This is a genomic window from Streptomyces sp. NPDC048643 (assembly GCF_040650615.1).
Taxonomy (GTDB): Bacteria; Actinomycetota; Actinomycetes; order Streptomycetales; family Streptomycetaceae; genus Streptomyces.
In genome coordinates, this window is record NZ_JBEZHO010000003.1 from 63,501 (window position 1) to 88,207 (window position 24,707).

Consider the following 24,707-nt stretch of genomic DNA (forward strand, 5'->3'; position numbering starts at 1 on the left):
TCCGGTTCGGAGCAGCGGCACGGAACGAGACGAACGGCGTAAGGGGCGACCACCTGGGTGGTCGCCCCTTACGCCGTTCGTCGACGTCCCTCACCCCCGCGGCGCCTACCGGTCGCCCGGTCGGCCCCGTCGAGACGCGGGTTCACAGCCGGGCGCGGGCCGCCTCCACAAGCCGTACGACCGACGCGTCGGCCACTTCGGAGACCTCGTCGTACGCGAACCAGCGCAGGTCGAGGGACTCGTCGCTGATGGCCGCGACCGCGTCGGACGGCGCGAGGGCGACGTACTGCACGTCCAGATGCCAGTGGCACGGAGCCGGGATGGCGTGCCGGTCCAGCGTCACGGGGCCGCCGGGCGCCAGGGTCAGCCCCCGGATGCCCGACTCCTCGGTCGCCTCGCGCAGGGCGGCGGCGGCCAGCGTCGCGTCGCCCGGCTCGCAGTGGCCGCCCATCTGCAGCCACATGCGGAGCTTGCGGTGCAGCGTCAGCAGAACGCGGCCCCGCTCGGGGTCGACCACCAGGGCACTCGCCGTGATGTGCCCGGCGTGACACGACTTCCACGTGCCGTCCGGGTGTTCGGACAGATGGTCCAGGTAGACCTGGCGCAGTTCTTCCTGGCCCTCGTGGCTCTTCAGCACGAGGACCGCGTCGTCGTGCAGGCTCACTCGGTGCCGTCGCCCTTTGGCTCGCCCTTGTCGTCGCCCTTGGAGCCGTCGTCCTCGGCGTCGGCGGCCTCCGAGGAGGTGCCCTTCGTCAGGTCCGGCTTGCCGGCCGAGCCGCTCGCGGCCTCGCCGAGCATCTTGTCGAGCTCGGAGAAGTCCATGTGCTCGCGGTGCACGAAGCCGTCCGGGTCGTCCAGGTCGGACGCCGTGGGCAGCATGTCCGGGTGGGCCCACAGGCCGTCCCGGCCGTCCACACCGCGCGCGTCGGTGAGCGAGGCCCACAGGCGCGACGCGTCCCGCAGCCGGCGCGGACGCAGCTCCAGGCCGATCAGCGTGGCGAACGTCTGCTCGGCGGGACCGCCCGTGGCGCGGCGGCGGCGCAGCGTCTCACGCAGCGCGTCGGCCGACGACAGGCGCGGCTTGGCGGCCGCGTGCACGACCGCGTCGACCCAGCCCTCGACCAGCGCGAGCGCCGTCTCCAGGCGGGCCAGCGCGGCCTTCTGCTCCGGCGTGTCCTCCGGCTGGAACATGCCCTGCTGGAGCGCCTGCTGCAGCTCCTCCGGGTTCTGCGGGTCGAACTGGCCGACCACGTCCTCCAGCTTCGCGGTGTCGACCTTGATCCCGCGCGCGTAGCCCTCGACGGCGCCGAACAGGTGCGAGCGCAGCCACGGCACGTGCGCGAAGAGACGCTGGTGGGCGGCCTCGCGCAGCGCGAGATAGAGCCGCACCTCCTCCTGGGGGACGCTCAGGTCCTTGCCGAAGGAGGCGATGTTCAGCGGGAGCAGCGCGGCCTTGCCGACCGGGCCGAGCGGCAGGCCGATGTCGGTGGAGCCGACGACCTCGCCCGCCAGGACACCCACGGCCTGCCCGATCTGCGTACCGAACATGGCGCCGCCCATGGAGCGCATCATGCCGATGAGCGGGCCCGCCATGGCCTGCATCTCCTCGGGCAGGACGTCGCCCATGGCCGCGCCGACACGCTCGGCGACCGGATCGACCAGCTCCTTCCACACGGGAAGGGTCGCCTCGACCCACTCCGCGCGGCTCCAGGCCAGCGCGGAGCCGGCGCCGGACGGCAGCGACGTCGCGTCGTCGAGCCACAGGTCGGCCAGACGCACCGCCTCCTCGACGGCGAGCCGCTCGGCGGGGCCGACGCTCGCGTCCTTGGTGCCGTCAGAAGTGCCCTGGGAGACCGTCTGACGGGCGATCTGCTTGGCCATGTCCCAATTCACCGGACCGCCCTCGTACGAGAGCATCTGACCCAGCTGCTGGAACGCGGCGCCGAGATCATTGGGGTTCATCGAGCCGAACATGGCTGCGAGGGGATTGTCGGCTCCGGGACCACCGGCTCCGGGCCCGAAACCGAAAGGTCCCTGGCCACCGCCGCCCTGCTGGTCCTTCTTCTTGCCCTCGTCGCCGTTCTCCGGCTCCTCCGGCGGAAGGCCGAATCCGAATGGGGTGTCACTCACGGGATTCCTCGGCTGGTAAGGCCGCCGGGTTCGTTCCGACGGCGGCTGCCCACAACACCACCCAGCGTAGACACCTGAACCCGATCGGGCCTCGGTGCTTCGCCGACTCGTCGCCTGCGGCAGGATGGATGCCACCTGGTAGGGGCGCGTCACGCGCGTCCATTACTGAAGACAACCGCTGGAGACGCCCGGTGAGTTCCCCAGATCCACAGGTTCGCGCAGCGCGAAACCGCTCAACCAGCCCGGCCGCACGCGGCCCCGTCGTCGCGGTCACCGGCGCCGCTGCGGGTGTGGGCGCCATGCTCACCGAGCAGCTGGCCGCCAGCGAGGAGATCAAGCAGGTCGTCGCCATCGACGAGCGCCGCGGTGAGTGCGCCGACGCGCAGTGGCACATCCTGGACGTCCGGGACCCGGCGATCGCCGAGAAGCTGCGCGGCGCCGACGTCGTGGTGCACCTGGCCCTCGACCTCGACCTCGAGACGGACGCGGCGGCCCGGACGGCCTACAACGTCCGGGGGACGCAGACCGTGCTCACCGCCGCCGCGGCGGCCGGTGTCCACCGCGTCGTCCTGTGCACGTCGGCGATGGTCTACGGGGCGCTGCCCGACAACGAACTGCCGCTCGCCGAGGACGCCGAACTGCGGGCGACCGCCGAGGCCACGGGCGTCGGCGACCTCCTGGAGATCGAGCGGCTCGCCCGTCGCGCGCCCCGGGCGCACCCCGGACTGAACGTGACGGTCGTACGGCCCGGAGTGCTGGTCGGCGGTGGCACCGACACCGCGCTGACCAGGTACTTCGAATCGCCGCGACTGCTGGTCGTGGCGGGCTCGCGGCCCGCCTGGCAGTTCTGCCACATCGAGGACCTGTGCAGTGCCCTGGAGTACGCGGTCGTCGAGAAGGTGGAGGGCGAGCTGGCCGTCGGGTGCGACGGCTGGCTGGAGCAGGAGGAGGTGGAGGAGCTGAGCGGGATCCGGCGGATGGAGCTGCCGTCCGCGGTCGCGCTGGGCGCCGCCGCCCGGCTCCACCGGATCGGGCTCACCCCTTCGCCCGCGGGCGACCTGGCCTACACGATGTACCCCTGGGTGGTGAGCGGGAGCCGGCTGCACGACGCCGGGTGGCGGCCCCGGTGGACCAACGAGGAGGTCCTCGCCGAACTGCTCGAGGAGGTCGCCGGGCGACACACCGTGGCCGGGCGCCGACTGGGCCGCAAGGACGCCACGGCGGCGGGCGCCGCGGGCGCGACGGTGGCGCTGCTCGGTGCGGCGGCTGTCGTCCGCCGGGCGCGAAAGGCACGACGCCGGATCTGAGCCCGGGCGTGTCGCGGCCCCCTGACCCCCCTCCGGGAGGGCCCGGGCCTCCTCAGGGAGGCCTGCGGGCACCGTGCGGGTGGCCTGCACGGTGATCGCCCGGTGGGTCCGGTCTGTAGGAGGCTCCAATCCGGCACGCGTGCGTGCCGGGTGAAAGGTCTATTCCGCCCTGTCGGCGGGGTGCGGCACGATGGAGTCATGGCACCTACCTATGACCACCCCGGTGAGCAGGGCGCGCAGGATCCGATCCGGCTGCTGGCGATCCGCGACGAGCCGCTCTCCCTGGACGAGGTCTTCCGTGCCGTCGGGGACGACGCCGCCGGCGGGACGGCGCTCTTCGTGGGAACGGTGCGCGACCACGACGGGGGCGCCGACGTGGACGCCCTGGGGTACTCCGGCCACCCCAGTGCCGAGGCGGAGATGCGGCGGGTCGCCGAGAAGGTCGTCGCCGACTATCCGGTGCGGGCGCTGGCCGCCGTCCACCGGGTGGGCGATCTGCGGGTCGGGGACCTCGCGGTCGTCGTCGCCGTGGCGTGTCCGCACCGGAGCGAGGCGTTCGAGGCGTGCCGCAAGCTCATCGACGACCTCAAGCACGAGGTGCCGATCTGGAAGCACCAGACGTTCTCCGACGGTTCGCAGGAGTGGGTCGGCGCCTGCTGATCCTTACCTCCGGTCGCATGACCGATCCTCCGGTTGCGTAACCGGGGCCCTGCCGTGAGCGTTAACCCTGCGGATGGTTAATCTGCTGATCAGTCAGTTGCGGTCGCTCATGGGGTTGGGAGGTCGACATGGCGGCGCTTGCCTGGTTGCTGATTCCGCTTATGGCCGCGATCGGTGCCGGTGTCTGGGGCAGTTGGGCCGGCCGGAATCGCAAGGCCGCGGGAGACGGCGTCGAGCTCGCTGGATACACGCGCTTCCGTGAGGCCATGGAGCGGTCGGACGTCGAGGAGAAGTCACCCTCCGACGTGCTCTGAGACCACCGCCCCGCCAGGGCTGCGGGCCGGCCCGGCGAACGGACCCCGGCGGCACCCCCGTACGGACGGCCCCGACGGTGCGCTGACAGGACTGTCCCGTACTGTCGTTCCATGCCACGCCGCACCGCGACGATGCTCGCCTCCACTCTGATCCTGATCGCGCTCCTGTGCGCGGGAGTGTTCATCAAAGTGCCCTACGCGGAGATGTCGCCGGGTCCCACGGTGAACACGCTGGGCGACCACGACGGTGAGCCGGTGCTGCAGATCTCAGGGCGCAAGACGTACCCGACGACCGGTCACCTGAACATGACCACGGTCCGGGTGACGAGCGCCGACTACAACATGAACCTCGTCGAGGCCGTCTACGGCTGGCTGGCCCACGACAACAAGGTCGTGCCGCACGACACGCTCTACCCGGACGGCAAGACCGAAGAGCAGTCGACGCAGGAGAACGCCGAGGAGTTCAGCCAGTCCCAGGAGAGCGCCAAGGTGGCCGCCCTCAACGAGCTGGACATCCCGGTGAAGTCCTGGGTGATCGTCTCCACCGTCCTCAAGGGTTCCCCGGCCGAGGGCCGACTGCACGCCGGTGACGTCATCAAGTCCGTCGACGGCACCGTGGTGAAGGCGCCCGACGACGTCGCGAAGCTGGTCACCAAGCACAAGCCCGGTGACAAGGTCGTGTTCACGATCGTGCCCGCCAAGGAGCAGGCCGCCGCCGAGAAGGAGCACACGACGGCGACCGCGACCAAGAACGTGACGATCACCACGACCACGTCCGACGACAAGGGCAGCGACCGTGCCATCGTCGGGATCTCGGCCGGGACCGACCACACGTACCCCTTCACCATCGACATCAAGCTCGCCGACGTCGGCGGCCCGAGCGCCGGCCTGATGTTCGCGCTCGGCATCGTGGACAAGCTCACCCCGGGGAACCTCACCGGCGGCAAGTTCGTGGCCGGCACCGGCACCATCGAGGACAACGGCAAGGTCGGCCCCATCGGCGGCATCGAGATGAAGACCGTCGGCGCGCGCGACAAGGGCGCCCAGTACTTCCTGACGCCGAAGGACAACTGCGCCGCCGCGGCCAAGGACACCCCGAGCGGGCTCACGCTCGTCAAGGTCAACACCATCGACGACGCGATGAACGCCCTCAAGGACATCAGCGCGGGCCGGACCTCCGACCTGCCGAAGTGCACCACCAAGGGCTGACGGACACCGCGGAGGCCGAACGGCGCCGCCCGCGCGCGTGACGTGAGAGGGGGCGCCCCGGAACTCCGGGGCGCCCCCTCTCACGTCGTCACCACGCGGACCGGTCCGCGCGAACGTCTCAGTCGGCGAAGGTCGCGGACAGCGCGTCCGCGAGGCCGGGCACCAGGCCCGCGCCCGTGAGGACCTCCGTCGACGCGTCCTTCTCCCGCAGCCGCAGGGCGGAGTCGCGGGTTCCGTCACGCAGCACGCCGACCGTCATCCGGACCTCCTGGCGGTCCGGGTGCGCGGCGACCCACTGGGTGAGCTTCTTGCCGCTGAGGCCTTCCGGGACGGACGCCTCGGCGGACGGCGGCAGCATCAGCCGCTCCACGGTGAGCGCGCAGCCCACCACGGCGTCGGGCCAGGCGATGGTGCCGAGGAACTCGTCGAGCGGCTTGCCGGCAGGGATCTCGTCCTGCTCGACGGGGGTCAGACCGGTGGTCGCCTGCTCGTCCTCCAGGCCGAGCTGGCGGGCGAGGCCGGGTTCCTGGGTCCGCAGGCGTGCGGTGTCTACGAGGGCGAAGAGGCGGGCGGGCTGGTCCCAGCCGAGGCCGGATGCGTACTCGTCGATCTCGAGTACGGCCCGGGTGAGGGGGCTCGCTGCCATGGGAGTGTTGGACATGGTCACAATCCTGCCTCGTTCGTACCCGGAAACGGGAACCGAGTAAAGCGTGAGTAAGTTGCATAGATGAGGCTCCTCGATCACGGAGCCTTACGGACGGCTCTCCAAGTCGGGGGGCCTGACGGATCAACAGCGACTTCGAGGTGCGCACCTTGGCTTTCCAGATGCCGGACCGCGGCGGAGGCCCGACGGGGCCACGGATGAGAGTGGGCCGGCCGTCCCGGCGTGTCCGGACCCTGCTCATGACACTGGGCGTCCTGGCCGTTCTGGCCATGGCCTTCGTCATGTTCGCGGGGTTCTGGACGGACTGGCTCTGGTACAGATCGGTTCACTACTCGTCGGTCTTCACCACCACCCTGTGGACCAAGATCGGGCTCTTCTTCGTCTTCGGCCTGCTCATGGCGGCCGCGGTCGGCTTCAACATCTGGCTGGCGCACCGGCTGCGTCCGCCGCTGAGCGCCATGTCCATGGAGCAACAGAGCCTCGACCGCTACCGCATGGGCATCGCGCCCTACAAGCGGTGGCTGCTGGTGGGCATCGTCTCCGTGGTGGGACTGATCGCCGGCGCGTCCGCCTCGGGCCAGTGGCGCACGTGGCTGATGTGGGTGAACGGAGTGCCCTTCCACCAGAAGGACCCCCAGTTCCACCTCGACGTCTCGTTCTACGCCTTCGACCTGCCCTGGTACCGGTTCCTGCTCGGCTTCGGCTTCGCCGCGGCCGTGCTCTCCCTGATCGCCGCCGCGCTCACGCACTACCTCTACGGCGGCCTGCGGGTCACCAGCCCGGGCGCGCGTGCCACGGCCGCGGCGACCGGGCATCTCTCGGTGCTCCTCGGCATCTTCGTGGCCCTGAAGGCGGTCGCCTACTGGCTCGACCGGTACGGCCTCGCGGTGAAGTCCAGTGACTTCAAGGCGACGGGCAACTGGACGGGCCTGCGGTACGTCGACGCGAACGCCTATCTGCCGGCCAAGACGATCCTGTTCTGCATCGCCGTCATCTGCGCGCTGCTCTTCTTCGCCACCCTGTGGCGGCGCACCTGGCAGCTGCCCGTCATCGGCTTCGGCCTGATGGTGCTGTCGGCGATCCTCATCGGCGGGCTGTACCCGGCGATCGTGCAGAAGTTCCAGGTCCAGCCGAACGAGCAGGCCAAGGAAGCGCCGTACGTCGAGAAGAACCTCAAGGCGACCCGCGAGGCGTACGGGATCGACGGCACCGACGTGAAGGACTACCCGGGGTCGAGCGACACCAAGGACAAGGCCAAGCTCCGGGACGACGCCGACACGGCGGCGAGCATCCGGCTCATGGACCCGAACGTCGTGTCGCCCACGTTCCAGCAGCTCCAGCAGGTGCGGAACTACTACGGCTTCCCGTCGAACCTGGACGTCGACCGGTACAGCAAGGACGGCAAGGACCAGGACACCGTCATCGGTCTCCGTGAGCTGAACCTCGCGGGCATCCCGAAGAGCAACTGGATCAACGACCACTTCCGTTACACCCACGGATACGGCGTCGTCGCGGCCAAGGGCACCACGGCCGACAGCGAGGGCCGGCCGGTCTTCACCGAGTACAACCTGCCGTCGAGGGGTGACCTCGGCGAGTACCAGCAGCAGATCTACTACGGCGAGAAGACCACCCAGTACTCGATCGTCGGCGGTCCCCAGAAGGAGATCGACTACTCCGACGACAGCGGTGAGAAGACCACCAGCTACAAGGGCAAGAGCGGCATCAGCCTCTCCAGCCCGGTCAACCGCGCCGCGTACGCGGTGGCGTTCGGCGAGCCGCAGATCCTCTACTCGGGCGCGATCGGCGAGGGTTCCCGGATCCTCTACAACCGCACGCCCAAGGAGCGCGTCGAGGCGGTGGCCCCCTGGCTCACCATCGACGGCGACGCCTACCCGGCCGTCGTCAACCACAAGATCCAGTGGATCGTCGACGCGTACACCACGACCAACGGCTATCCGTACGCCTCCCGCACCACCCTCGGCGACACCACGGCGGACTCGCTGACGGCGGCCAACAACCAGCGGGCGGTGGTGGCCCAGCAGAACCAGGTCAACTACATCCGCAACTCGGTGAAGGCGACCGTCGACGCGTACACCGGCGAGGTCAAGCTCTACCAGTGGGACACCAAGGACCCGGTCCTGAAGACCTGGATGAAGGCGTTCCCGAACACGGTGAAGGCGAAGGACTCGATCTCGCCCGACCTGATGGCCCATCTGCGGTACCCGCAGGACCTGTTCAAGGTCCAGCGTGAACTGCTCACCCGCTACCACGTGAAGGACGCGCAGACGTTCCTCAGCGGCAGCGAGGTGTGGCAGGTCCCGGACGACCCGAGCAACAACTCGGGCAGCGCCGTGCCGCCGTACTACCTCAGCATGAAACTGCCGGGGGAGACGTCACAGGCGTTCTCGCTCACGACGACGATGACACCGAACGGCCGGGACAACCTCGCCGCGTTCATGTCCGTCGACGCCGAGGCGGGCACACCGGACTACGGCAAGATCAGCATCCTGAAACTGCCGACGGGCAAAACCGTCGACGGGCCGAAACGGGTGCAGAGCCAGTTCAACTCCGAACCGTCCATCGCCGAGTCCATCAGCCTTCTCGAACGCGGCGATTCCAAGGTGGAGTACGGCAACCTCCTGACGGTGCCCCTCGACGGCGGACTCCTCTACGTGGAACCCGTGTACGTCCGCGGTGGCGACCTCAAGTACCCGCTGCTGCGCAAGGTGTTGGTCACCTACGGAGGCAGCACGGCCTTCGAGAGCACGCTGGACCAGGCGCTCAACAAGGTCTTCGGGGCCGAGAGTTCGACCCAGCCACCACCGGACGAGAACACCACGAAACCGCCGACGTCGAGCAACCCGACGGTGCAGGCGGCTCTGGAGGACGCCCAGAAGGCCTTCGACCAGGGCCAGGAAGCCCTCAAGAAGGGCGACTGGCAGGCGTACGGAGAGGCGCAGAAGGATCTGCAGGACGCGCTGAAGAAGGCCGAGGACGCGCAGAACAAGGCGGACAAGGCCGGCAGTGGCGGCTCCGGCGCCGACAAGAGCACGGACAAGAGCGGCGACAAGAAGAGCAGTCCGAGCGGCAGCCCCAGTAGCACTCCGAGCAGCGACAAGGGCTCCGGAAGCAGCTGATCAGAAGCCCACCCCGCGCCGTGATACGGTTGCAGAACAACGGCGCGGGGTGGAGCAGCTCGGTAGCTCGCTGGGCTCATAACCCAGAGGTCGCAGGTTCAAATCCTGTCCCCGCTACTGAAGTCGAAGGCCCGGATCCAGTTCATGGATCCGGGCCTTCGGCGTGTGTGACGCCACGCCGAGGCGCACCCGGTGACCTGGCGACTCCCAGGAAGTGCTGCGCCATACGTGGGGAGTTGAGGGATCTGTGTTTCACTTGTCTCTCTGTGGGCATGTCGACAAAACGCTGAAGTGACCTCACTGGCTGCGGTATACCAGGTGTACCCAGGTTGCAGGTGGTGCGACGATGGACGTTATGGGGGACAAGGCAACTCTGTTGGATACAGGGCGGTTTGCGCAGCCTGCCGACTTTGAGCAGCCTGTGGATCTCACGCAGCCTTCCGACCGGGACGAAACCGGCGAGGCTGCCGAGGAGGCACGCCAGTGGTCGGCGGCCGAGGCCGGCGACGTCGAGGCGATGAGCGTCCTCGGGGCCATGCTGCTGCGCCGGGGTGATCTCGACGCGGCCGAGCCGCAGTTGCGCGCGGCGACCGCCGCGGGCGACCGTGCCGCGGCCAACAACCTGGGTGTCCTCCTGCATCAGCGCGGGTACGCCGACGAGGCCGCCGGATGGTGGCGGATCGCCGCCGTCGCGGGCAGCGCGGCCGCGGCGCACGCGCTCGGCCGGCACCACCGCGAGCGCGGTGACGAGCCGGCCGCCGAGTACTGGCTGCGCCAGTCCGCGGAACAGGGCCACGCCCTGGGCGCGTACGCGCTCGCGGACCTGCTGGAGCACCGCGGCGACGTGGGCGCCGAGCAGTGGATGCGCTCCGCCGCGGAGCGCGGGCACCGCGAGGCCGCCTACCGGCTGGCGCGCGCGCTCGACCGCAAGGCCCTCGAATCGGGCCAGGCCGTGGCGGACAACGGTGTCATCGGAGCGGCGGGCGAGGACGCCGAACAGTGGTACCGGCAGGCCGCGGCGCGCGGGCACCGACGGGCCGCCCTGCACCTCGGCGCCATCCTGGAGAAGCGGGGCCATCTCAAGGAGGCCGGGCGCTGGTACCTGACGTCCGCGAAGGACGGCGAGGCGCGGGCCGCCTGCGCCCTCGGATTCCTGCTGCGCGACGCGGGGGACAGCGAGAGCGCCGCCGTGTGGTGGCTGCGGGCCGCGCAGGACGGCGACGGGAACGCCGCCAACGCCCTGGGTGCCCTGCACGCCGAGCGGGGTGAGACGCAGACCGCCGAGCGGTGGTACCGCGCCGCGATGGACGCGGGCGACGTGAACGGCGCGTACAACCTCGCGCTGCTCTGCGTGGAGCAGGGCCGGACCGCGCAGGCCGAGCAGTGGTATCGGCGCGCCGCCTACGCCGGTCACCGTGAGGCCGCGAACGCGCTGGCGATCCTGCTGCTCCAGGTCGGTGACGCGGCCGGGGCCGAGCCCTGGTTCTCCAAGGCGGCGGAGGCCGGCAGCGTGGACGCCGCGTTCAACCTCGGCATCCTGCACGCCGGACGCGCGACCGACAGCGACGACGCCGCCGCCCTGCGGTGGTACGAGCGGGCGGCCGCAGCCGGACACACGGAGGCCGCGCTCCAGGTCGCCATCGCGCGGCTGCGGGAGGGCGACGAGCGGGCCGCCGAGCGGCACCTGCGCTGTGCGGCGGGAGGGGGCAGCGCCGAGGCCGCGTACCGGCTCGCCGCCGTGCTCGACGCCCGCCGCCCGCCGGCGCCCGCGCACGAACTGGGCGAGCCCACGCAGGAGAAGAGCGAGTGCGAGGAGTGGTACGAGCGGGCGGCGTCGCAGGGGCACCGGCGCGCACAGGTGCGGGTCGGGATGCTGGCCGCGGCGCGGGGCGACGTGGTGGAGGCGGCCCGCTGGTACCGCGAGGCCGCCGAGGCGGGGTCGCGCAACGGCGCCTTCAACCTCGGGCTGTTGCTGGCCCGTGAGGGCAGCGAGCCGGAGGCGGCGCTCTGGTGGACCCGGGCGGCCGACGCCGGCCACGGACGGGCGGCGCTCCGGCTGGCCCTCGTCTACGCGCGCCGCGGGGAGCTCGCGGAGGGCCAGCGCTGGGCCGACCGCGCGGTGTCCCTGGGGCCTGCGGAGGTCGCCGAGCGCGCGGCCCGGCTGCGGGACGCGCTGCGGGAGGAACTGTCCGCCTGAGGCGGCGTGCCCTGGGGTGCCCGCGCGGTCCCGTCGCCGGTTCCGAGGGCGGCCCCCGTGGCGTCACCGGGGTCTCCCCGGCGTGGGCGAAGGCGGGCGGCTCGGGGGGCGCGTCCTCGGCCTCCGAGTGCCCCGTTTCCTTGTGGCGACCGGCCTCCGTGGCTCTCCGGACAACTGATTTGCGCTGGTCCGCAGCAGTGACGTACTGTTCAGTTCAACGACGCGGGGTGGAGCAGCTCGGTAGCTCGCTGGGCTCATAACCCAGAGGTCGCAGGTTCAAATCCTGTCCCCGCTACTGAAGGCCGAGGGCCGGAATCCGAAAGGGTTCCGGCCCTCGGTGTTTTCGGGAACCGCGCCGCCTTCTCCGGCGCCCGCCGTCTCACCGCCGTCTGACCGATGGACGGTCGAAAGCCCCGGCGCGCTTGGCGTGCCGGGGCTTTCGTGTGGCTCTGTGTCGCGCTGTTACGCCGCCGCGCAGTTCGGGCAGACGCCGCGGTACGTCATCTCGACACCCGACACCGTGAAACCGAAGCGCTCGGTGTCCGGGAGGTCCCCGAGCGGGTCGCCGCCCGGGTGGACGTCACGGATCGCGCCGCACTGGGCGCAGACCAGGTGGTGGTGCGGCCGGTGCGCGTTCGGGTCGTACCGCTTCGCGCGCTTGTCGGTGGCGACCTCCAACACCTCGCCCAGGGAGACCAGCTCACCCAGCGTGTTGTAGACGGTCGCCCGGGAGATCTCGGGCAGCTTGGCCACGGCCCGGGCGTGCACCTCGTCGGCCGTCAGATGGACGTGGTCGCCGTCGAGCACCTCGGCCACGACACGCCGCTGCGATGTCATCCGCCAGCCGCGTCCGCGCAGTCGTTCCAACAGGTCACTCATACACATCAGCCTAACAGCAGGTGAACCAGATCCCGAATGGGTGTGACTTTGGAAGGTGAATTGACTTAGACAAAGTCCATTGTAGGATCTGGTTCGGTACTGGCCGGGGAGTCGAGCCGGCCTGGATGACGCTGGAGGCGCACATGACGCAGGGACCGCTGACGACGGAGGCCGGAGCGCCGGTCGCCGACAACCAGAACAGTGAGACCGCGGGCGCCGGCGGGCCCGTCCTCGTCCAGGACCAGCTCCTGCTGGAGAAGCTCGCGCACTTCAACCGTGAGCGCATTCCGGAGCGCGTCGTCCACGCGCGGGGTGCCGGGGCGTACGGCACGTTCACGCTGACCCGTGACGTCTCGCGGTGGACGCGGGCGGCGTTCCTCTCCGAGGTGGGCAAGCGGACCGAGACGTTCCTGCGCTTCTCGACCGTGGCCGGGAACCTCGGCTCGGCGGACGCCGTGCGCGACCCCCGCGGCTTCGCGCTGAAGTTCTACACCGAGGAGGGCAACTACGACCTCGTCGGCAACAACACCCCGGTGTTCTTCATCAAGGACGCCATCAAGTTCCCGGACTTCATCCACACGCAGAAGCGCGACCCGTACACGGGCTCCCAGGAGGCCGACAACGTGTGGGACTTCTGGGGTCTGAGCCCGGAGAGCACCCACCAGGTGACCTGGCTCTTCGGTGACCGCGGGATCCCCGCCACCTACCGCCACCTGAACGGCTACGGCTCGCACACCTACCAGTGGAACAACGCGGCCGGCGAGGTCTTCTGGGTCAAGTACCACTTCAAGACCGACCAGGGCATCAGGAACCTCACCACCGAGGAGGCGGTCCGTCTCTCCGGCGTGGACCCCGACTCCCACCAGAGGGACCTGCGCGAGGCCATCGAGCGCGGCGACTTCCCGTCCTGGACCGTGCAGGTGCAGATCATGCCGGCGGCCGAGGCGGCGACGTACCGCTTCAACCCGTTCGACCTCACCAAGGTGTGGCCGCACGAGGACTACCCGCCCGTCGAGATCGGCCGGCTGGAGCTGAACCGCAACCCGGAGAACGTGTTCGCCGAGGTGGAGCAGAGCGTCTTCTCGCCGGCCCACTTCGTGCCGGGCATCGGGCCCTCGCCCGACAAGATGCTCCAGGGGCGCCTGTTCGCGTACGGGGACGCGCACCGCTACCGCGTCGGGATCAACGCCGGGCATCTGCCGGTGAACCGCCCGCACGCCGCGGAAGCGCGCACCCACGCGCGCGACGGCGCGCTGTACGACGGCCGTCACGGCGCGGCGAGGAACTACGAGCCGAACAGCTTCGGCGGACCGGTCCAGACGGACCGGCCGCTGTGGCGGCCCGTCCCCGTCGACGGACACACCGGGAACGGCCCGGCCCCGGTCCACGCGGAGGACGACGACTTCGTGCAGGCGGGCGACCTCTACCGGCTGATGTCCGAGGGCGAGAAGGATCGGCTGATCGAGAACCTGGCGGGGTTCATCGCCAAGGTCTCCCGTGAGGACATCGCCGAGCGCGCGGTGCGCAACTTCCGCCTGGCGGACAGTGACTTCGGCAAGCGGCTGGACGCCGCGGTCCAGGCCCTCCGCGGCTGACGGCCGGCGCTTGTCGTGGGCGGCGGGCCGGAACTCCGGGTGACCCCGGGGCTCCGGCCCGCTCGTTTTCCGGGTCGTACGTGCCGTGCCCGCCCTGCGCGGGTCAGGCGGGGATCTGCTGCCGCGCCGGAGCCCAGCAGCGGATGATGTCGCGGACCGAGACGATGCCGACCGGTCCGTCGTCGTCGAGCACGATCAGATGCCGGAAGCCACCGTGCGTCATCGCGGACGCGGCCTCCTCCAGGGTCCAGCCGGAAGCGGCGAAGACGACGTCGGTGGTGGTGTGGGTGCAGGCGGTCTCGGTGTCGGGATTCTGGCCCAGGGCGAGGGAGTTGAGGATGTCGCGCTCGGTGAGGATGCCGAGGCCGGAGGAGTCCTCGTCGAGGACCACCGCCGCCCCGACGCGGCGCGCCGACATCAGTCTGGCCGCCTGGCGGAGCGTGTGGGTCGGGCCGATGGTGAGGACCACCGTGCTCATGGCGTCGCGGACGAGCATGGGCTGGAGCCACCTCCTTGGTGAACCGCCGAACTCCCGATGCGGCACTGGAGAAACGGTTCACAAGTTCACAAGTGGGGGAGCTCTCAGAGTCGCAGTTAAAGGGAGGGTCAACAAGAGGGCGCGTGCGGTGAGTTCGGGGGCGCCCGAGGAGTACTCAGCAGTCCCGGGCCGACCGGGGCTGCTCAGGAGTCGCGCCCGGCGTCTCCTGCCGGGGTAAAGAACCGCCGGGTGGGGTCAAGGCCGGTGAGCGGCCCGGGGCCACCCGTCGGCGCGGTGTCGACCGACGCTCACCGCCGCCGCGTCAACCACCGCCCACCCAGGGTCAGTAGCGCTGGTTGAGGTAACCGAGCATCTCGTCGTGCAGGATGCCGTTCGACGCGGCCGCGTTGCCGCTGTGCGGGCCGGGACGGCCGTCGAGTCCGGTGAAGGAGCCGCCCGCCTCGGTCACCACGATCGCGTTCGCCGCCATGTCCCAGAGCGACAGCTCGGGTTCGGCGCAGATGTCCACGGCGCCCTCGGCCACCATCATGTACGGCCAGAAGTCGCCGTACCCGCGGGTGCGCCAGACGGCCTTCGTGAGGTCGAGGAAACCGTCGAGACGGCCCTGGTCCTCCCAGCCGGACAGCGACGAGTACGCGAACGAGGCGTCGGACATCCGGGACACGCTGGAGACCCGCAGCCGGCTCGCGGAGGACAGGCTGCGGCCGGTGAAGGCGCCGTGGCCCTTCGCCGCCCACCAGCGGCGGCCGAGCGCGGGCGCGGAGACCAGGCCGACGACCGGCTGGTAGCCGCCCTCCGCCGCCTCCATCAGGGAGATCAGCGTCGCCCAGACGGGGACGCCGCGGACGTAGTTCTTGGTGCCGTCGATCGGGTCCACGACCCAGCGGCGCGGGCCGGTGCCCTCGACGCCGTACTCCTCGCCGAGGACCGCGTCGCGCGGCCTGGCCCGCTGGAGATGCCCGCGGATGATCTCCTCGGCGGCCTTGTCCGCCTCGCTCACCGGCGTCATGTCCGGCTTGGTCTCGACCTTCAGGTCGAGCGCCTTGAACCGGTCCATCGTCGCGGCGTCGGCGGCGTCCGCGAGGACATGGGCGAGCCGCAGGTCATCGAGATAGTCGGGCATGACCGAACCGTATCTGTCCGCGTCGGGACGGGGCTACAGGGGACCGGAGGATGATCCGCTGCCCGCGCCGGCAGAGTTCGTCGGCCTGAGGGTCGGGGGCGTGCGGCCGGGCGGGGACGCGTGCGGTCCGGCTGCGTGCGCCCTCCGTACACGCGGTGAACCCGCCGGAGACGCCGCGGACCCTTGACAGTGCTTCCGTGCGCGTCAAATCTGGCTGCAGAGCCGCTCGCCCCAGGGAGGCGATGATGCCCGCAGCGCGAGAATCCCTCTTGGACGCCGCCTACACGGCGCTGGCGCGCAGAGCGTGGTCGGCCGTGCGGATGGTCGACGTGGCCGCCGTGGCGGGGGTGTCACGCCAGACGCTCTACAACGAGTTCGGGAGCAAGGACGGCCTCGCGCGCGCTCTCGTACGCCGGGAGGCCGACGCCTATCTCGCCGGGGTCGACCGGGCGCTCGCCACCCACACGGACGCCCGGGACCGGCTGGTCGCGGCCGTCGAGTGGACGGCCTCGGCGGCGCGCAGCAACGCGCTCGTGCGGGCGATGCTCACCGGGTGCTGGGCCGAACGGCTGCCCTCGCCCGGCCTGTCCGCCGTACCGTCCGCGTCCGTGGTGCCCGCGCAGCGGCGGGCGGACGGGCCGCTGCCCTCGCCCGCGGACTTCGTGGCGCTGGTGAGGGACCGGGCCGTCGCCACCCTCGGTGTCTCCCGGGCGGAGGCCGCCGAGGTCACGCGGTCGTGCGAACTCGTCGTCCGGCTCGGGCTGTCGTGCGTGATCGCGCCGCCCGCCGAGGGCGGGGCCACGGACCTGGTCAAGGCCGCTCTGGCGCCGTCGCTGCGGCACGGGCTCTGAAGTCGGCCGGGGTGTCTCGCGCTCGAAGCCTCATTGGGCCGAACCCGACAGCTGGAGGCCGATGACGCCCATGATGACGAAGCTGATCGAGACGATCTTGAGGACCGAGACCAGGTCGTCGAGGAAGATCATGCCGTAGATGGCGGTGCCCGCCGCGCCGATCCCCGTCCACACCGCGTACGCCGGCCCGACGTCGAGCTTCTTCAGGGACAGCGTCAGCAGCCCGAAGCTGCCGAGGGCGAAGACGCAGAAGGCCACGGTGGGCCAGAGTCTGGTGAAGCCGTGCGAGAGCTTCAGACAGACGGCGAAGCCGGTTTCGAGCAGTCCCGCCACAACGACCAGCAGCCACGCCATGTCGTGTCCTCCCTTGTCCGCACGTCGACTGCCTTGGCTGGTCCGGATCCGGCTCGGTGCGATTATGCATTCAACGGCCGGGAGAAGCCCTTACCGACCACGGACCCACGCAAACACGCCGACGTCAGTCGCCCTCGTGGCGCTCCCGGGTGGCGAGCAGCCGGCGCAGCGAGTAGAGCCGCTGCGGATCCGCGTGACCGTCCGCCACCCACTGGTCGAGCGCGCACTCCGGCTCGTCGTGGCTGCACGCGCGCGGACAGCCCTCGGTGCCGGGTTCGAGGTCGGGGAAGGCGTGGATGACCCGGGACGGGTCGACGTGGTTCAGGCCGAAGGACCGGACGCCGGGGGTGTCGACGAGCCATCCGCCCTCCTTGCCCGCCAGCGGCAGGGCCAGCGCGGAGGTCGTGGTGTGCCGGCCGCGGCCGGTGACCGCGTTGACGTGACCGGTCGTCCGGCGCTGCTCCGGCGGCACCAGCGCGTTCACCAGGGTCGTCTTGCCGACGCCCGAGTGGCCGACGAACGCCGTGATCCTGCCGACCAGTTGTTCCCGCACCAGGTCGGCCGCTGCCTCGCTCTGCAACTCCTCGCGGCTGGTCACCACGTACGGGATGTCCAGCGCGCCGTACAGCTCCAGGAACTTGTCCGGCGGCGCGAGGTCCGACTTCGTCAGGACGAGGAGCGGGGTGAGGCCGCCGTCGAAGGCCGCCACCAGACAGCGGTCGATCAGCCGGGGGCGGGGCTCGGGGTCGGCGAGGGCGGTGACGATGGCGAGCTGGTCGGCGTTGGCGACGACCACGCGCTCGAAGGGGTCGTCGTCGTCGGCCGTGCGGCGCAGTACGGAGGTGCGCGGCTCGATGCGGACGATACGGGCGAGCGTGTCCTTCTCACCGGACAGGTCGCCGACGATGGCCACCCGGTCGCCGACGACGGCGGCCTTGCGGCCCAGTTCGCGGGCCTTCATCGCCATCACGATCCGGTCGTCGACCAGGCAGGTCAGCCGCCCGCGGTCGACCGTGAGGACCATGCCCTCGACGGCTTCCTCGTGCTTGGGGCGGATGTTCGTCCGCGGACGGTTGCCCTTGCGGTTCGGCCGCTGGCGGATGTCGTCCTCGTCGGTGTTCTTGTTGTAACGGCGCATGATCCAGGTCCGCCCGTCAGTTCCCGAGCATTCCGGTCCACAGGTCGGGGAAGTCCGGCAGGGTCTTCGCGGTCGTCGCCACGTTCTCGATCTGGACGCCCTCCACCGCCAGCCCGAGGATCGTGCCGGCCGTCGCCATGCGGTGGTCGTCGTACGTGTGGAAGACGCCGCCGTGCAGCCGGCGCGGCCGGATGTGCAGACCGTCGGCGGTCTCGGTGACGTCGCCGCCGAGTTCGTTGATCTCCTTGGTGAGCGCGGCCAGCCGGTCCGTCTCGTGCAGCCGCAGGTGGGCCACGCCCCGCAGGGTGGAGGGCGAGTCGGCGAGCGCCGCGACCGCCGCGATGCCCGGGGTCAGCTCACCGACCTCGCCGAGGTCCACGTCGATCCCGTGGACAGCACCCGAACCGGTGAACTCCAGTCCGCTCTCGGTGAGTTCGCAGGAACCACCCATCTCGGTGAAGATCTCCCGCAGCCGGTCACCGGGCTGGGTGGTGTGGGCCGGCCAGTCGGGCACGACGACCGTGCCGCCGGTCACGAGGGCCGCGGCGAGGAACGGCTGGGCGTTCGACAGGTCGGGCTCGACGATCAGGTCGCGGCCGAGCAGCGCGCCCGGCGTCACCCGCCACACGTTCGGCTCGCCGCCCGACTCCGGGGTGTCCACCTGGGCGCCGACCGCGCGCAGCATGTCGACGGTCATCCGGATGTGCGGCATGGAGGGGAGCGTCGAGCCGGTGTGCCGGACCTCGACGCCCTGGTTGAAGCGCGGCGCCGAGAGCAGCAGGGCGGACACGAACTGGGAGGACGACGAGGCGTCGATCTCCACCGGGCCGCCGTCCAGGGAGCCCTGGCCGTGCACGGTCAGCGGCAGCGCGCCGCGGTCGTTGTCGTCGATGCGGGCGCCGAGCAGCCGCAGCGCGTCGATCACTCCGTGCAGCGGACGCTCGTAGGACCGCGGGTCGCCGTCGAACCGGATGGGGCCGTCCGCGAGCGCGGCGACCGGGGGCAGGAAACGCATGACGGTGCCGGCGTTGCCGACGTCGACCGTGGCCGGGCCGCGCAGGCCCGAGGGGATGATCCGCCAGGCCTCGCCGGAGGCGTCCGGGCCCGCCGCGACGGTGGAGCTGGAGGCGACCGTCTCCTCGATGCCCACGCCCATGGCGCGCAGCGCGCCCGCCATCAGCAGGGTGTCGCGGGAACGCAGCGGGCGGCGCAGCCAGCCCGGCTCGGAGGCCAGTGCGGCCAGCACGAGAGCGCGGTTGGTGACCGACTTGGACCCCGGCACGTGGACCGTCGCGTCGACGGCTCCGCTTGCGTACGGGGCGGGCCAGAGGGCGGTGTGGGCGGGGTTCGCGGTCATGCGCTCCACTTTATCGGCTGGAGGCCGGGCTGCCGTTGGTCCGTCGCGGCCGAAGACCCCGTCGGACGGGCCCGGGGAGGGCCCCGTGCCCGGGTCGTCGCGGACGGCCGCGCCGCAGCTCGGGACCCCTCAGCGCCGGCGAGGGGCCGGTCGGCCGGCTCACACCTCCAGCAGCCACCGCGCGCCGCCCATCAGCGCGCACAACGACACGGCGTGGAACAGGAACAGCCACAGCCCCGCCGGTACGTGGGTGAGCCGCGACAACTGGTCGGCGTCCGAGTCGCCCGCGTTGCCGCGCATCCGCTTCGCCTGGAGCTCGAAGGCCGGCCGGACACCGCCGAGAAGCAGGAACCACACCACGGCGTACGCGAACGCCGCCTGCACCTGGGGTCCGGTGAGCCAGGACACCATCACGAACGTTCCGCCGGCGAGGATCACGGTCAGCGCGCCGTACGCGTTGCGGATCATCACCAGCATGGCTATCAGCAGGGCCGTGGCCAGCCACAGCAGCAGGGTGATGTGTCCGGCGGCGAGGAGGGCCGCGCCGCCGAGGCCGAGCAGCGGGGGAGCGGTGTAGCCCGCCGCGGCCGTCAGGATCATGCCCAGGCCGGTCGGCTTGCCGCGGCTCACGGTCAGGCCACTGGTGTCGGAGTGCAGCCGGATGCCGCTCAGGCTGCGGCCGGTGAGCAGCGCGACCAGTCCGTGGCCGCCCTCGTGCGCGATGGTCACGGCGTTGCGGGAGAGGCGCCACACCCCGTGCGGGACGACCGCCGCGAGGGCCGCGACCAGAGTGGCGATCACCACCCACAGATCGGGGTCCGGCTGGCTGCCGAAGACCTCGTCCCACAGCGTGCTGAGGGAGGCCAGCGAGGTGGATGCGGTGCTGTCCATGGTGGGCGGGGGCTCCCTCTCGTGACGCGGAGTCTGGCAGTCTGGCACGTATGTGCGGACGGTATGCGGCGAGTCGTCGACCCGAGGATCTCGCAGGAATCTTCGAGATCGAGAAGTGGGACGTCGAGGAGACTCTGGCTCCCGACTACAACGTGGCCCCGACGAAGGAGGTCTACGCCGTCCTCGACCGTCCTGTTAAGGACGCGGACAGCCCGAGGCCGGTTCGCCAGCTGCGCAAGCTGAAGTGGGGGCTCGTACCGTCCTGGGCCAAGACACCCGAGGGCGGCGCCCGGATGATCAACGCGCGGGCCGAGACGGTGCACGAGAAGCCCTCGTACCGCCGGGCCTTCACCTCGCGGCGCTGCATCGTCCCGGCCGACGGCTACTACGAGTGGGTCACCGGCACCGCCGAGCGCGACCTGGAGGTCGAGGGCAAGAAGAAGCGGCCGCGCAAGCAGCCGTACTTCGTGACCCCGGCGGACGGCTCGGTCTTCGCGATGGCCGGGCTCTACGAGTTCTGGCGGGACCGGACCCTGCCGGACGAGCACCCACTGGCCTGGTGGGTGACCTGCTCGGTGATCACGACCGAGGCGGAGACCACGCCGCTCGCGGCGGCGCCCGACGAGGGCCCGCGGGCGCTGGCCGACATCCACCCCCGGATGCCCCTGATGCTCACCCCGGACCTCTGGGACAGCTGGCTCGACCCGGCCGGCACGGACCCGGACGCCCTGCGTGACCTGCTCGCCCCGCCGCCCACCGGACTGATGCGCGCGTTCCCCGTGTCCACGGCGGTCAGCAACGTCCGCAACAACGGACCGGAGCTGCTGAAGGAGCTGGAGGGGCCCGAGGAGGGCACACTCTTCTGACGTGACCGAGATCAACAGTGTGAGCGAGACGATCGAGACGGACGCCGGCCCGGCCCGCGTCACCTGGCACCGGGCGGCGGACCCGCGGCTCCTTCTCGCCGTGAGCCACGGCGCGGGCGGCGGCATCGAGGCCAGGGACCTCCGGGCGCTCGCCGAGGTGCTCCCCGGGCACGGGGTCAGCGTCGCCCTCGTCGAACAGCCCTGGCGGGTGGCCGGCAAGAAGGTGGCGCCCGCGCCGAAGACGCTGGACGTCGGCTGGCGCGGGGTGTGGCCGGCCCTCGCGAAACCCGGACTGCCGGTGATCTCCGGCGGCCGCAGCGCGGGCGCCCGCGTCGCCTGCCGCACCGCGTCCGAGCTCGGCGCCGCCGCCGTCCTCGCCCTCAGCTTTCCGCTGCACCCGCCGGGCAGGCCGGAGAAGTCCCGGGCGGACGAACTGCTCGGCTCCAGGGTGCCCACGCTCGTCGTCCAGGGCGGCAACGACCCGTTCGGCCGACCGCAGGAGTTCCCGGACGGCTCGTTCGAACTGGTCGAGGTGGCGTACGCGGACCACGGCTTCGCCGTACCGAAGAGGGCGCCGCTCGGCCAGGAGGAGGCGCTGGAGATCGTCACGGACGGCGTCGTGCGGTGGTCCGCGTCACTCGGGTGATGCCCGGGAATGTTGCGTGACGGACCACTGTTGTGCGGATCAGACAGCACGGAGCGCGTGCTGGACCGTTCGTACGAGAGGAAGTCCGCCGCATGGGTTCGACCTTCTGCCCGAGCCGCAGCAGCCGCGCTGACCTTGACTGGACGGTGCTGCACGCGGGTAAGAACACTCCGGTTCGGACACCGGGCGGCCAGGATGTACGTCCCTCCCCGGCGGCTGGGCAAGCCGCCCCGACCGAAGGTCGTCTATTCTCCGATTCCAGTGGGACCGGTCTCGGTCTCGCTACATCGCTGGAGGAGGTGGGTCCGGTCACTGGGACCGACGCAGGGACCGATAACGGCCAGGCGGAGCAGCCCGAGGGCCAGGGCACGAGCGACGCGACGGCGGAATCGTCCGCCGAGCGCACCGCGCGCTTCGAGCGGGACGCGCTCGAATTCCTCGACCAGATGTACTCGGCCGCCCTGCGCATGACGCGCAACCCGGCCGACGCCGAGGACCTGGTGCAGGAGACGTACGCCAAGGCGTACGCGTCCTTCCACCAGTTCCGTGAGGGCACCAACCTCAAGGCGTGGCTGTACCGCATTCTCACCAACACCTTCATCAACTCGTACCGCAAGAAGCAGCGCGAACCCCAGCGCAGCGCGGCCGAGGAGATCGAGGACTGGCAGCTCGCGCGGGCCGAGTCGCACATGTCGACGGGACTGCGCTCCGCCGAGTCGCAGGCGCTCGACCACCTGCCCGACTCGGACGTCAAGCAGGCGCTGCAGGCGATTCCCGAGGAATTCCGCATCGCCGTGTATCTCGCGGACGTAGAGGGCTTTGCGTACAAGGAGATCGCGGACATCATGGGGACACCCATCGGAACGGTGATGTCCCGGCTGCACCGGGGCCGTCGCCAACTGCGCGGCATGCTGGAGGACTACGCCCGTGACCGCGGGCTGGTTCCCGCGGGCGCCGGAGAGTCGAACGAAGCGAAAGGCTCGGGCTCATGAGCTGCGGAGAGCCGCACGAGACGGATTGCAGTGAGGTACTCGATCATCTCTACGAGTTCCTCGATCATGAGATGCCGGACGCGGACTGCACCAAGTTCGAGGTCCATTTCGAGGAGTGCTCTCCGTGCCTGGAGAAGTACGGCCTCGAACAGGCCGTCAAGAAGCTCGTGAAGCGGTGCTGCGGTCATGACGACGTGCCCACCGATCTGCGGGCCAAGGTCATGGGACGCATCGACCTGATCCGCTCGGGGCAGGCCGTTCCCGACCACGACGTGACCGCGACGGCCCGGGAGTCCTGACCCCGGCGCGACCGTCTCGGACACCGAAAGACCGTCCGTCCGTCACCCGAACGTGCTAATCCGCGGGCTCCCGGCCCGCGGATTCGTGCATACCCGTCCACATGCCGCTTTCCCCGTCCTAGGCTCCGGAGCCTGAGACCGGGGGAGGGACGAGGAGATGGGTTCGGTTCCGGCGGGAGCCCGGGTGTACGTGGCCTGCGTCGTTCTCGCGGCGCTCGCCTGCCTCGCCCCCGTGCCGGACCTCCGCGTCCCCTGGTGGATCGTCGCCCTGCTCGCCGCGCTCTACGCCGGCTGCGACCACGTCCCGCCGCCACGCGGGCCGCGCGCCGCCGGGTCACCCGGCGCCGAGACCGCCCAGGGCATGGGCACCTTCCTCCCCGTCCTGCTGGCCGGCGCCTTCCTGCTGCCCCCGTCCGCCGCCGCCCTCGTCGCGCTGCCCGGAGCCCTGCTCGCCCGCGTCGACCAGCGACCGCGCACCCCCCGCCGCGTCTGGCGCGCCGCCCAGCTCGCCGTCGCCGTCTGGGCGGCCTCCCGGGCGTACGGCTCGCTCGGCGGCCCTGCCGCGGTCGCCACGCCCCGTTTCCCCTACGCGCTGCTGCCCGCGGGCGCCGCCGTCCTCACCTTCTGCGCCGTACTCGCCGTCCTCGACGGCGGCATCCTCGCGCTCGCCGAACGGGCGCCGCTGCGCACCGCCTGGCGCGGCCTCTTCGCCCGCTCGCTGGCCCCCGTCGCCGCGCACGGGCTGGCCGGACTGATGATGGCGGTGCTCTGGCGCAGTCCGTACGGCCCCGTCGCCGCCCTGCTCGTGCTCCTCCCCATGTACGTGTCCTGCTGGGTCTTCGCCCAGTACCACCGGGAACGCGCCGCCCACCAGGCCACCATCCGCGCCCTCGTCCAGGCCGTCGACATCAAGGACGGCTACACCCGCGGACACAGCGAGCGGGTGGGCCAGGCGTCCATGATGATCGCCCGCGAACTCGGCATGGACGCCGACCGCGTCGAGGGACTCCGGTTCGCCGGGATCCTGCACGACGTCGGCAAGCTCGGTGTGCCCACCCGGCTGCTGCGCAAGGACGGCCCGCTGACCCCCGACGAACGCCGGATCATCGAACTGCACCCCGAGTACGGGCACGAGATGGTCCGCGGGATCGCGTTCCTCGGCGAGGCCCGCTCGGCGATCCTGCACCACCACGAACGGCTGGACGGCAGCGGATATCCGTACGGTCTGAGCGGTGCGCAGATCCCCGAGTTCGCCCGGGTGGTGGCCGTCGCCGACGCCTTCGACGCGATGACCTCCACCCGGTCCTACCGCAGGGCCCGGCCGGTGCCGGCGGCCCTGGAGGAGCTGGAGCGGTGCGCGGGGGCGCAGTTCGACCCCGGAATGGTCGCGGCGCTGGTGCGGGCGCTCGGCCGGCACGGCTGGCATCCGGCGGTCACCGCGGACGTCGGCCCACCCGCTGTCGCGGGCGCCGGACCGGCCTCCCCGCACGCCTCCGACGCCCTCGGCCGGGGGGCGCCGTGACCACCGCCGCACCCCGGCACGGGCTGCCCGCGCGTCCCGCACGCTTCCCGTCGGCCGTGGCACCGCCCGCCACGATC

At 71.2% G+C, this 24,707-nt stretch carries 23 protein-coding genes and 2 tRNA genes; 15 read left to right on the plus strand and 10 right to left on the minus strand.

Annotated elements, in window-relative coordinates:
• Positions 1-142 precede the first annotated feature (142 nt).
• Positions 143-664, minus strand: coding sequence for an NUDIX hydrolase (locus tag AB0C62_RS04050; protein ID WP_362969514.1), 522 nt, complete (start codon positions 662-664; stop codon positions 143-145).
• Positions 661-2,130, minus strand: a complete 1,470-nt coding sequence (locus tag AB0C62_RS04055) for a zinc-dependent metalloprotease (RefSeq protein ID WP_362969515.1) — start codon at positions 2,128-2,130, stop codon at positions 661-663. Before AB0C62_RS04055 ends, AB0C62_RS04050 begins: the two co-directional genes overlap by 4 nt.
• A 191-nt stretch (positions 2,131-2,321) precedes the next feature.
• Between AB0C62_RS04055 and AB0C62_RS04060 the strand changes: the two genes are divergently transcribed.
• The 4 genes from AB0C62_RS04060 (at position 2,322) to AB0C62_RS04075 (ending at position 5,620) form a co-directional block, all read left to right on the plus strand.
• On the plus strand, positions 2,322-3,437 hold the full coding sequence (locus AB0C62_RS04060) for an SDR family oxidoreductase (RefSeq protein WP_362969516.1): 1,116 nt from the start codon (positions 2,322-2,324) through the stop codon (positions 3,435-3,437).
• A gap of 198 nt (positions 3,438-3,635) precedes the next feature.
• The gene (locus AB0C62_RS04065; RefSeq protein WP_362969517.1) at positions 3,636-4,097 is read left to right on the plus strand and encodes a molybdenum cofactor biosynthesis protein MoaE; all 462 of its coding nucleotides are present in this window, start codon (positions 3,636-3,638) and stop codon (positions 4,095-4,097) included.
• Positions 4,098-4,225: 128 nt separating this feature from the next.
• Positions 4,226-4,411, plus strand: coding sequence for a hypothetical protein (locus tag AB0C62_RS04070; RefSeq protein ID WP_164371942.1), 186 nt, complete (start codon positions 4,226-4,228; stop codon positions 4,409-4,411).
• A gap of 111 nt (positions 4,412-4,522) precedes the next feature.
• The gene (locus AB0C62_RS04075; protein ID WP_362969518.1) at positions 4,523-5,620 is read left to right on the plus strand and encodes a PDZ domain-containing protein; all 1,098 of its coding nucleotides are present in this window, start codon (positions 4,523-4,525) and stop codon (positions 5,618-5,620) included.
• A gap of 118 nt (positions 5,621-5,738) precedes the next feature.
• Here AB0C62_RS04075 and AB0C62_RS04080 read toward each other — a convergent pair whose 3' ends face one another.
• The gene (locus AB0C62_RS04080) at positions 5,739-6,281 is read right to left on the minus strand and encodes a PPA1309 family protein (protein ID WP_081219314.1); all 543 of its coding nucleotides are present in this window, start codon (positions 6,279-6,281) and stop codon (positions 5,739-5,741) included.
• Positions 6,282-6,445: 164 nt separating this feature from the next.
• Between AB0C62_RS04080 and AB0C62_RS04085 the strand changes: the two genes are divergently transcribed.
• The 4 genes from AB0C62_RS04085 to AB0C62_RS04100 all read left to right on the plus strand — a co-directional run bounded on the left by AB0C62_RS04085 (position 6,446) and on the right by AB0C62_RS04100 (position 11,913).
• The gene (locus AB0C62_RS04085; protein WP_362969711.1) at positions 6,446-9,421 is read left to right on the plus strand and encodes a UPF0182 family protein; all 2,976 of its coding nucleotides are present in this window, start codon (positions 6,446-6,448) and stop codon (positions 9,419-9,421) included.
• Positions 9,422-9,464: 43 nt separating this feature from the next.
• Positions 9,465-9,538: transfer RNA gene (locus AB0C62_RS04090), tRNA-Met, on the plus strand.
• A 229-nt stretch (positions 9,539-9,767) separates the two neighbouring features.
• Entirely contained in the window at positions 9,768-11,618 is a 1,851-nt protein-coding gene (locus AB0C62_RS04095; protein WP_362969519.1) for a tetratricopeptide repeat protein, read from the plus strand.
• A gap of 221 nt (positions 11,619-11,839) precedes the next feature.
• Positions 11,840-11,913: transfer RNA gene (locus tag AB0C62_RS04100), tRNA-Met, on the plus strand.
• Between the two features lie 167 nt (positions 11,914-12,080).
• On the opposite strand, the gene AB0C62_RS04105 is transcribed toward AB0C62_RS04100, so the two are convergent.
• Complete coding sequence (locus tag AB0C62_RS04105; RefSeq protein ID WP_358815649.1) at positions 12,081-12,497, minus strand: Fur family transcriptional regulator; 417 nt, start codon at positions 12,495-12,497, stop codon at positions 12,081-12,083.
• Positions 12,498-12,622: 125 nt separating this feature from the next.
• Between AB0C62_RS04105 and AB0C62_RS04110 the strand changes: the two genes are divergently transcribed.
• Positions 12,623-14,092 (plus strand): catalase, encoded by a 1,470-nt coding sequence (locus AB0C62_RS04110; protein WP_362969520.1) that lies wholly within the window; start codon positions 12,623-12,625, stop codon positions 14,090-14,092.
• Positions 14,093-14,195: 103 nt separating this feature from the next.
• On the opposite strand, the gene AB0C62_RS04115 is transcribed toward AB0C62_RS04110, so the two are convergent.
• A complete protein-coding gene (locus AB0C62_RS04115) occupies positions 14,196-14,588 on the minus strand; it encodes a CBS domain-containing protein (RefSeq protein ID WP_362969521.1) in 393 nt (130 codons plus the stop codon).
• A 325-nt stretch (positions 14,589-14,913) separates the two neighbouring features.
• Entirely contained in the window at positions 14,914-15,714 is an 801-nt protein-coding gene (gene hisN / locus AB0C62_RS04120; protein WP_362969522.1) for a histidinol-phosphatase, read from the minus strand.
• A 242-nt stretch (positions 15,715-15,956) separates the two neighbouring features.
• Between hisN and AB0C62_RS04125 the strand changes: the two genes are divergently transcribed.
• Positions 15,957-16,565: a TetR/AcrR family transcriptional regulator gene (locus AB0C62_RS04125; protein WP_362969523.1), complete on the plus strand. Its 609-nt coding sequence runs from the start codon at positions 15,957-15,959 to the stop codon at positions 16,563-16,565.
• A gap of 30 nt (positions 16,566-16,595) precedes the next feature.
• Here AB0C62_RS04125 and AB0C62_RS04130 read toward each other — a convergent pair whose 3' ends face one another.
• The 4 genes from AB0C62_RS04130 to AB0C62_RS04145 all read right to left on the minus strand — a co-directional run bounded on the left by AB0C62_RS04130 (position 16,596) and on the right by AB0C62_RS04145 (position 20,305).
• Positions 16,596-16,919, minus strand: coding sequence for a multidrug efflux SMR transporter (locus AB0C62_RS04130; protein WP_358815653.1), 324 nt, complete (start codon positions 16,917-16,919; stop codon positions 16,596-16,598).
• 124 nt (positions 16,920-17,043) lie between these two features.
• Entirely contained in the window at positions 17,044-18,057 is a 1,014-nt protein-coding gene (gene rsgA, locus AB0C62_RS04135; RefSeq protein WP_362969524.1) for a ribosome small subunit-dependent GTPase A, read from the minus strand.
• A 16-nt stretch (positions 18,058-18,073) separates the two neighbouring features.
• A complete protein-coding gene (aroA, locus tag AB0C62_RS04140) occupies positions 18,074-19,414 on the minus strand; it encodes a 3-phosphoshikimate 1-carboxyvinyltransferase (protein WP_362969525.1) in 1,341 nt (446 codons plus the stop codon).
• Between the two features lie 159 nt (positions 19,415-19,573).
• A complete protein-coding gene (locus AB0C62_RS04145) occupies positions 19,574-20,305 on the minus strand; it encodes a M50 family metallopeptidase (protein WP_362969526.1) in 732 nt (243 codons plus the stop codon).
• A gap of 50 nt (positions 20,306-20,355) precedes the next feature.
• Here AB0C62_RS04145 and AB0C62_RS04150 point away from each other — a divergent pair, with 50 nt between their 5' ends.
• The 5 genes from AB0C62_RS04150 to AB0C62_RS04170 all read left to right on the plus strand — a co-directional run bounded on the left by AB0C62_RS04150 (position 20,356) and on the right by AB0C62_RS04170 (position 24,630).
• Positions 20,356-21,171: an SOS response-associated peptidase gene (locus AB0C62_RS04150; protein ID WP_362969527.1), complete on the plus strand. Its 816-nt coding sequence runs from the start codon at positions 20,356-20,358 to the stop codon at positions 21,169-21,171.
• A 19-nt stretch (positions 21,172-21,190) separates the two neighbouring features.
• Positions 21,191-21,817, plus strand: a complete 627-nt coding sequence (locus tag AB0C62_RS04155) for an alpha/beta family hydrolase (protein WP_362969712.1) — start codon at positions 21,191-21,193, stop codon at positions 21,815-21,817.
• A 299-nt stretch (positions 21,818-22,116) separates the two neighbouring features.
• Complete coding sequence (gene sigR, locus AB0C62_RS04160; protein WP_266616398.1) at positions 22,117-22,809, plus strand: RNA polymerase sigma factor SigR; 693 nt, start codon at positions 22,117-22,119, stop codon at positions 22,807-22,809.
• A complete protein-coding gene (rsrA, locus tag AB0C62_RS04165) occupies positions 22,806-23,108 on the plus strand; it encodes a mycothiol system anti-sigma-R factor (RefSeq protein ID WP_081219328.1) in 303 nt (100 codons plus the stop codon). The genes sigR and rsrA overlap by 4 nt, the downstream gene beginning before the upstream one ends.
• 157 nt (positions 23,109-23,265) lie before the next feature.
• On the plus strand, positions 23,266-24,630 hold the full coding sequence (locus AB0C62_RS04170; protein ID WP_362969528.1) for an HD-GYP domain-containing protein: 1,365 nt from the start codon (positions 23,266-23,268) through the stop codon (positions 24,628-24,630).
• Positions 24,631-24,707: the final 77 nt, after the last annotated feature.

Bases quoted from the DNA above. Each gene is read 5' to 3' on its own strand.
- AB0C62_RS04065 (WP_362969517.1), top strand. From the start codon at position 3,636: ATGGCACCTACCTATGACCACCCCGGTGAGCAGGGCGCGCAGGATCCG.
- AB0C62_RS04070 (WP_164371942.1), top strand. From the start codon at position 4,226: ATGGCGGCGCTTGCCTGGTTGCTGATTCCGCTTATGGCCGCGATCGGT.
- AB0C62_RS04075 (WP_362969518.1), top strand. From the start codon at position 4,523: ATGCCACGCCGCACCGCGACGATGCTCGCCTCCACTCTGATCCTGATC.
- AB0C62_RS04080 (WP_081219314.1), bottom strand. From the start codon at position 6,281: ATGTCCAACACTCCCATGGCAGCGAGCCCCCTCACCCGGGCCGTACTC.
- AB0C62_RS04085 (WP_362969711.1), top strand. From the start codon at position 6,446: ATGCCGGACCGCGGCGGAGGCCCGACGGGGCCACGGATGAGAGTGGGC.
- AB0C62_RS04095 (WP_362969519.1), top strand. From the start codon at position 9,768: ATGGACGTTATGGGGGACAAGGCAACTCTGTTGGATACAGGGCGGTTT.
- AB0C62_RS04105 (WP_358815649.1), bottom strand. From the start codon at position 12,497: ATGAGTGACCTGTTGGAACGACTGCGCGGACGCGGCTGGCGGATGACA.
- AB0C62_RS04110 (WP_362969520.1), top strand. From the start codon at position 12,623: ATGACGCTGGAGGCGCACATGACGCAGGGACCGCTGACGACGGAGGCC.
- AB0C62_RS04115 (WP_362969521.1), bottom strand. From the start codon at position 14,588: ATGCTCGTCCGCGACGCCATGAGCACGGTGGTCCTCACCATCGGCCCG.
- hisN (WP_362969522.1), bottom strand. From the start codon at position 15,714: ATGCCCGACTATCTCGATGACCTGCGGCTCGCCCATGTCCTCGCGGAC.
- AB0C62_RS04125 (WP_362969523.1), top strand. From the start codon at position 15,957: ATGATGCCCGCAGCGCGAGAATCCCTCTTGGACGCCGCCTACACGGCG.
- AB0C62_RS04130 (WP_358815653.1), bottom strand. From the start codon at position 16,919: ATGGCGTGGCTGCTGGTCGTTGTGGCGGGACTGCTCGAAACCGGCTTC.
- rsgA (WP_362969524.1), bottom strand. From the start codon at position 18,057: ATGCGCCGTTACAACAAGAACACCGACGAGGACGACATCCGCCAGCGG.
- aroA (WP_362969525.1), bottom strand. From the start codon at position 19,414: ATGACCGCGAACCCCGCCCACACCGCCCTCTGGCCCGCCCCGTACGCA.
- AB0C62_RS04145 (WP_362969526.1), bottom strand. From the start codon at position 20,305: ATGGACAGCACCGCATCCACCTCGCTGGCCTCCCTCAGCACGCTGTGG.
- AB0C62_RS04150 (WP_362969527.1), top strand. From the start codon at position 20,356: ATGTGCGGACGGTATGCGGCGAGTCGTCGACCCGAGGATCTCGCAGGA.
- rsrA (WP_081219328.1), top strand. From the start codon at position 22,806: ATGAGCTGCGGAGAGCCGCACGAGACGGATTGCAGTGAGGTACTCGAT.
- AB0C62_RS04170 (WP_362969528.1), top strand. From the start codon at position 23,266: ATGGGTTCGGTTCCGGCGGGAGCCCGGGTGTACGTGGCCTGCGTCGTT.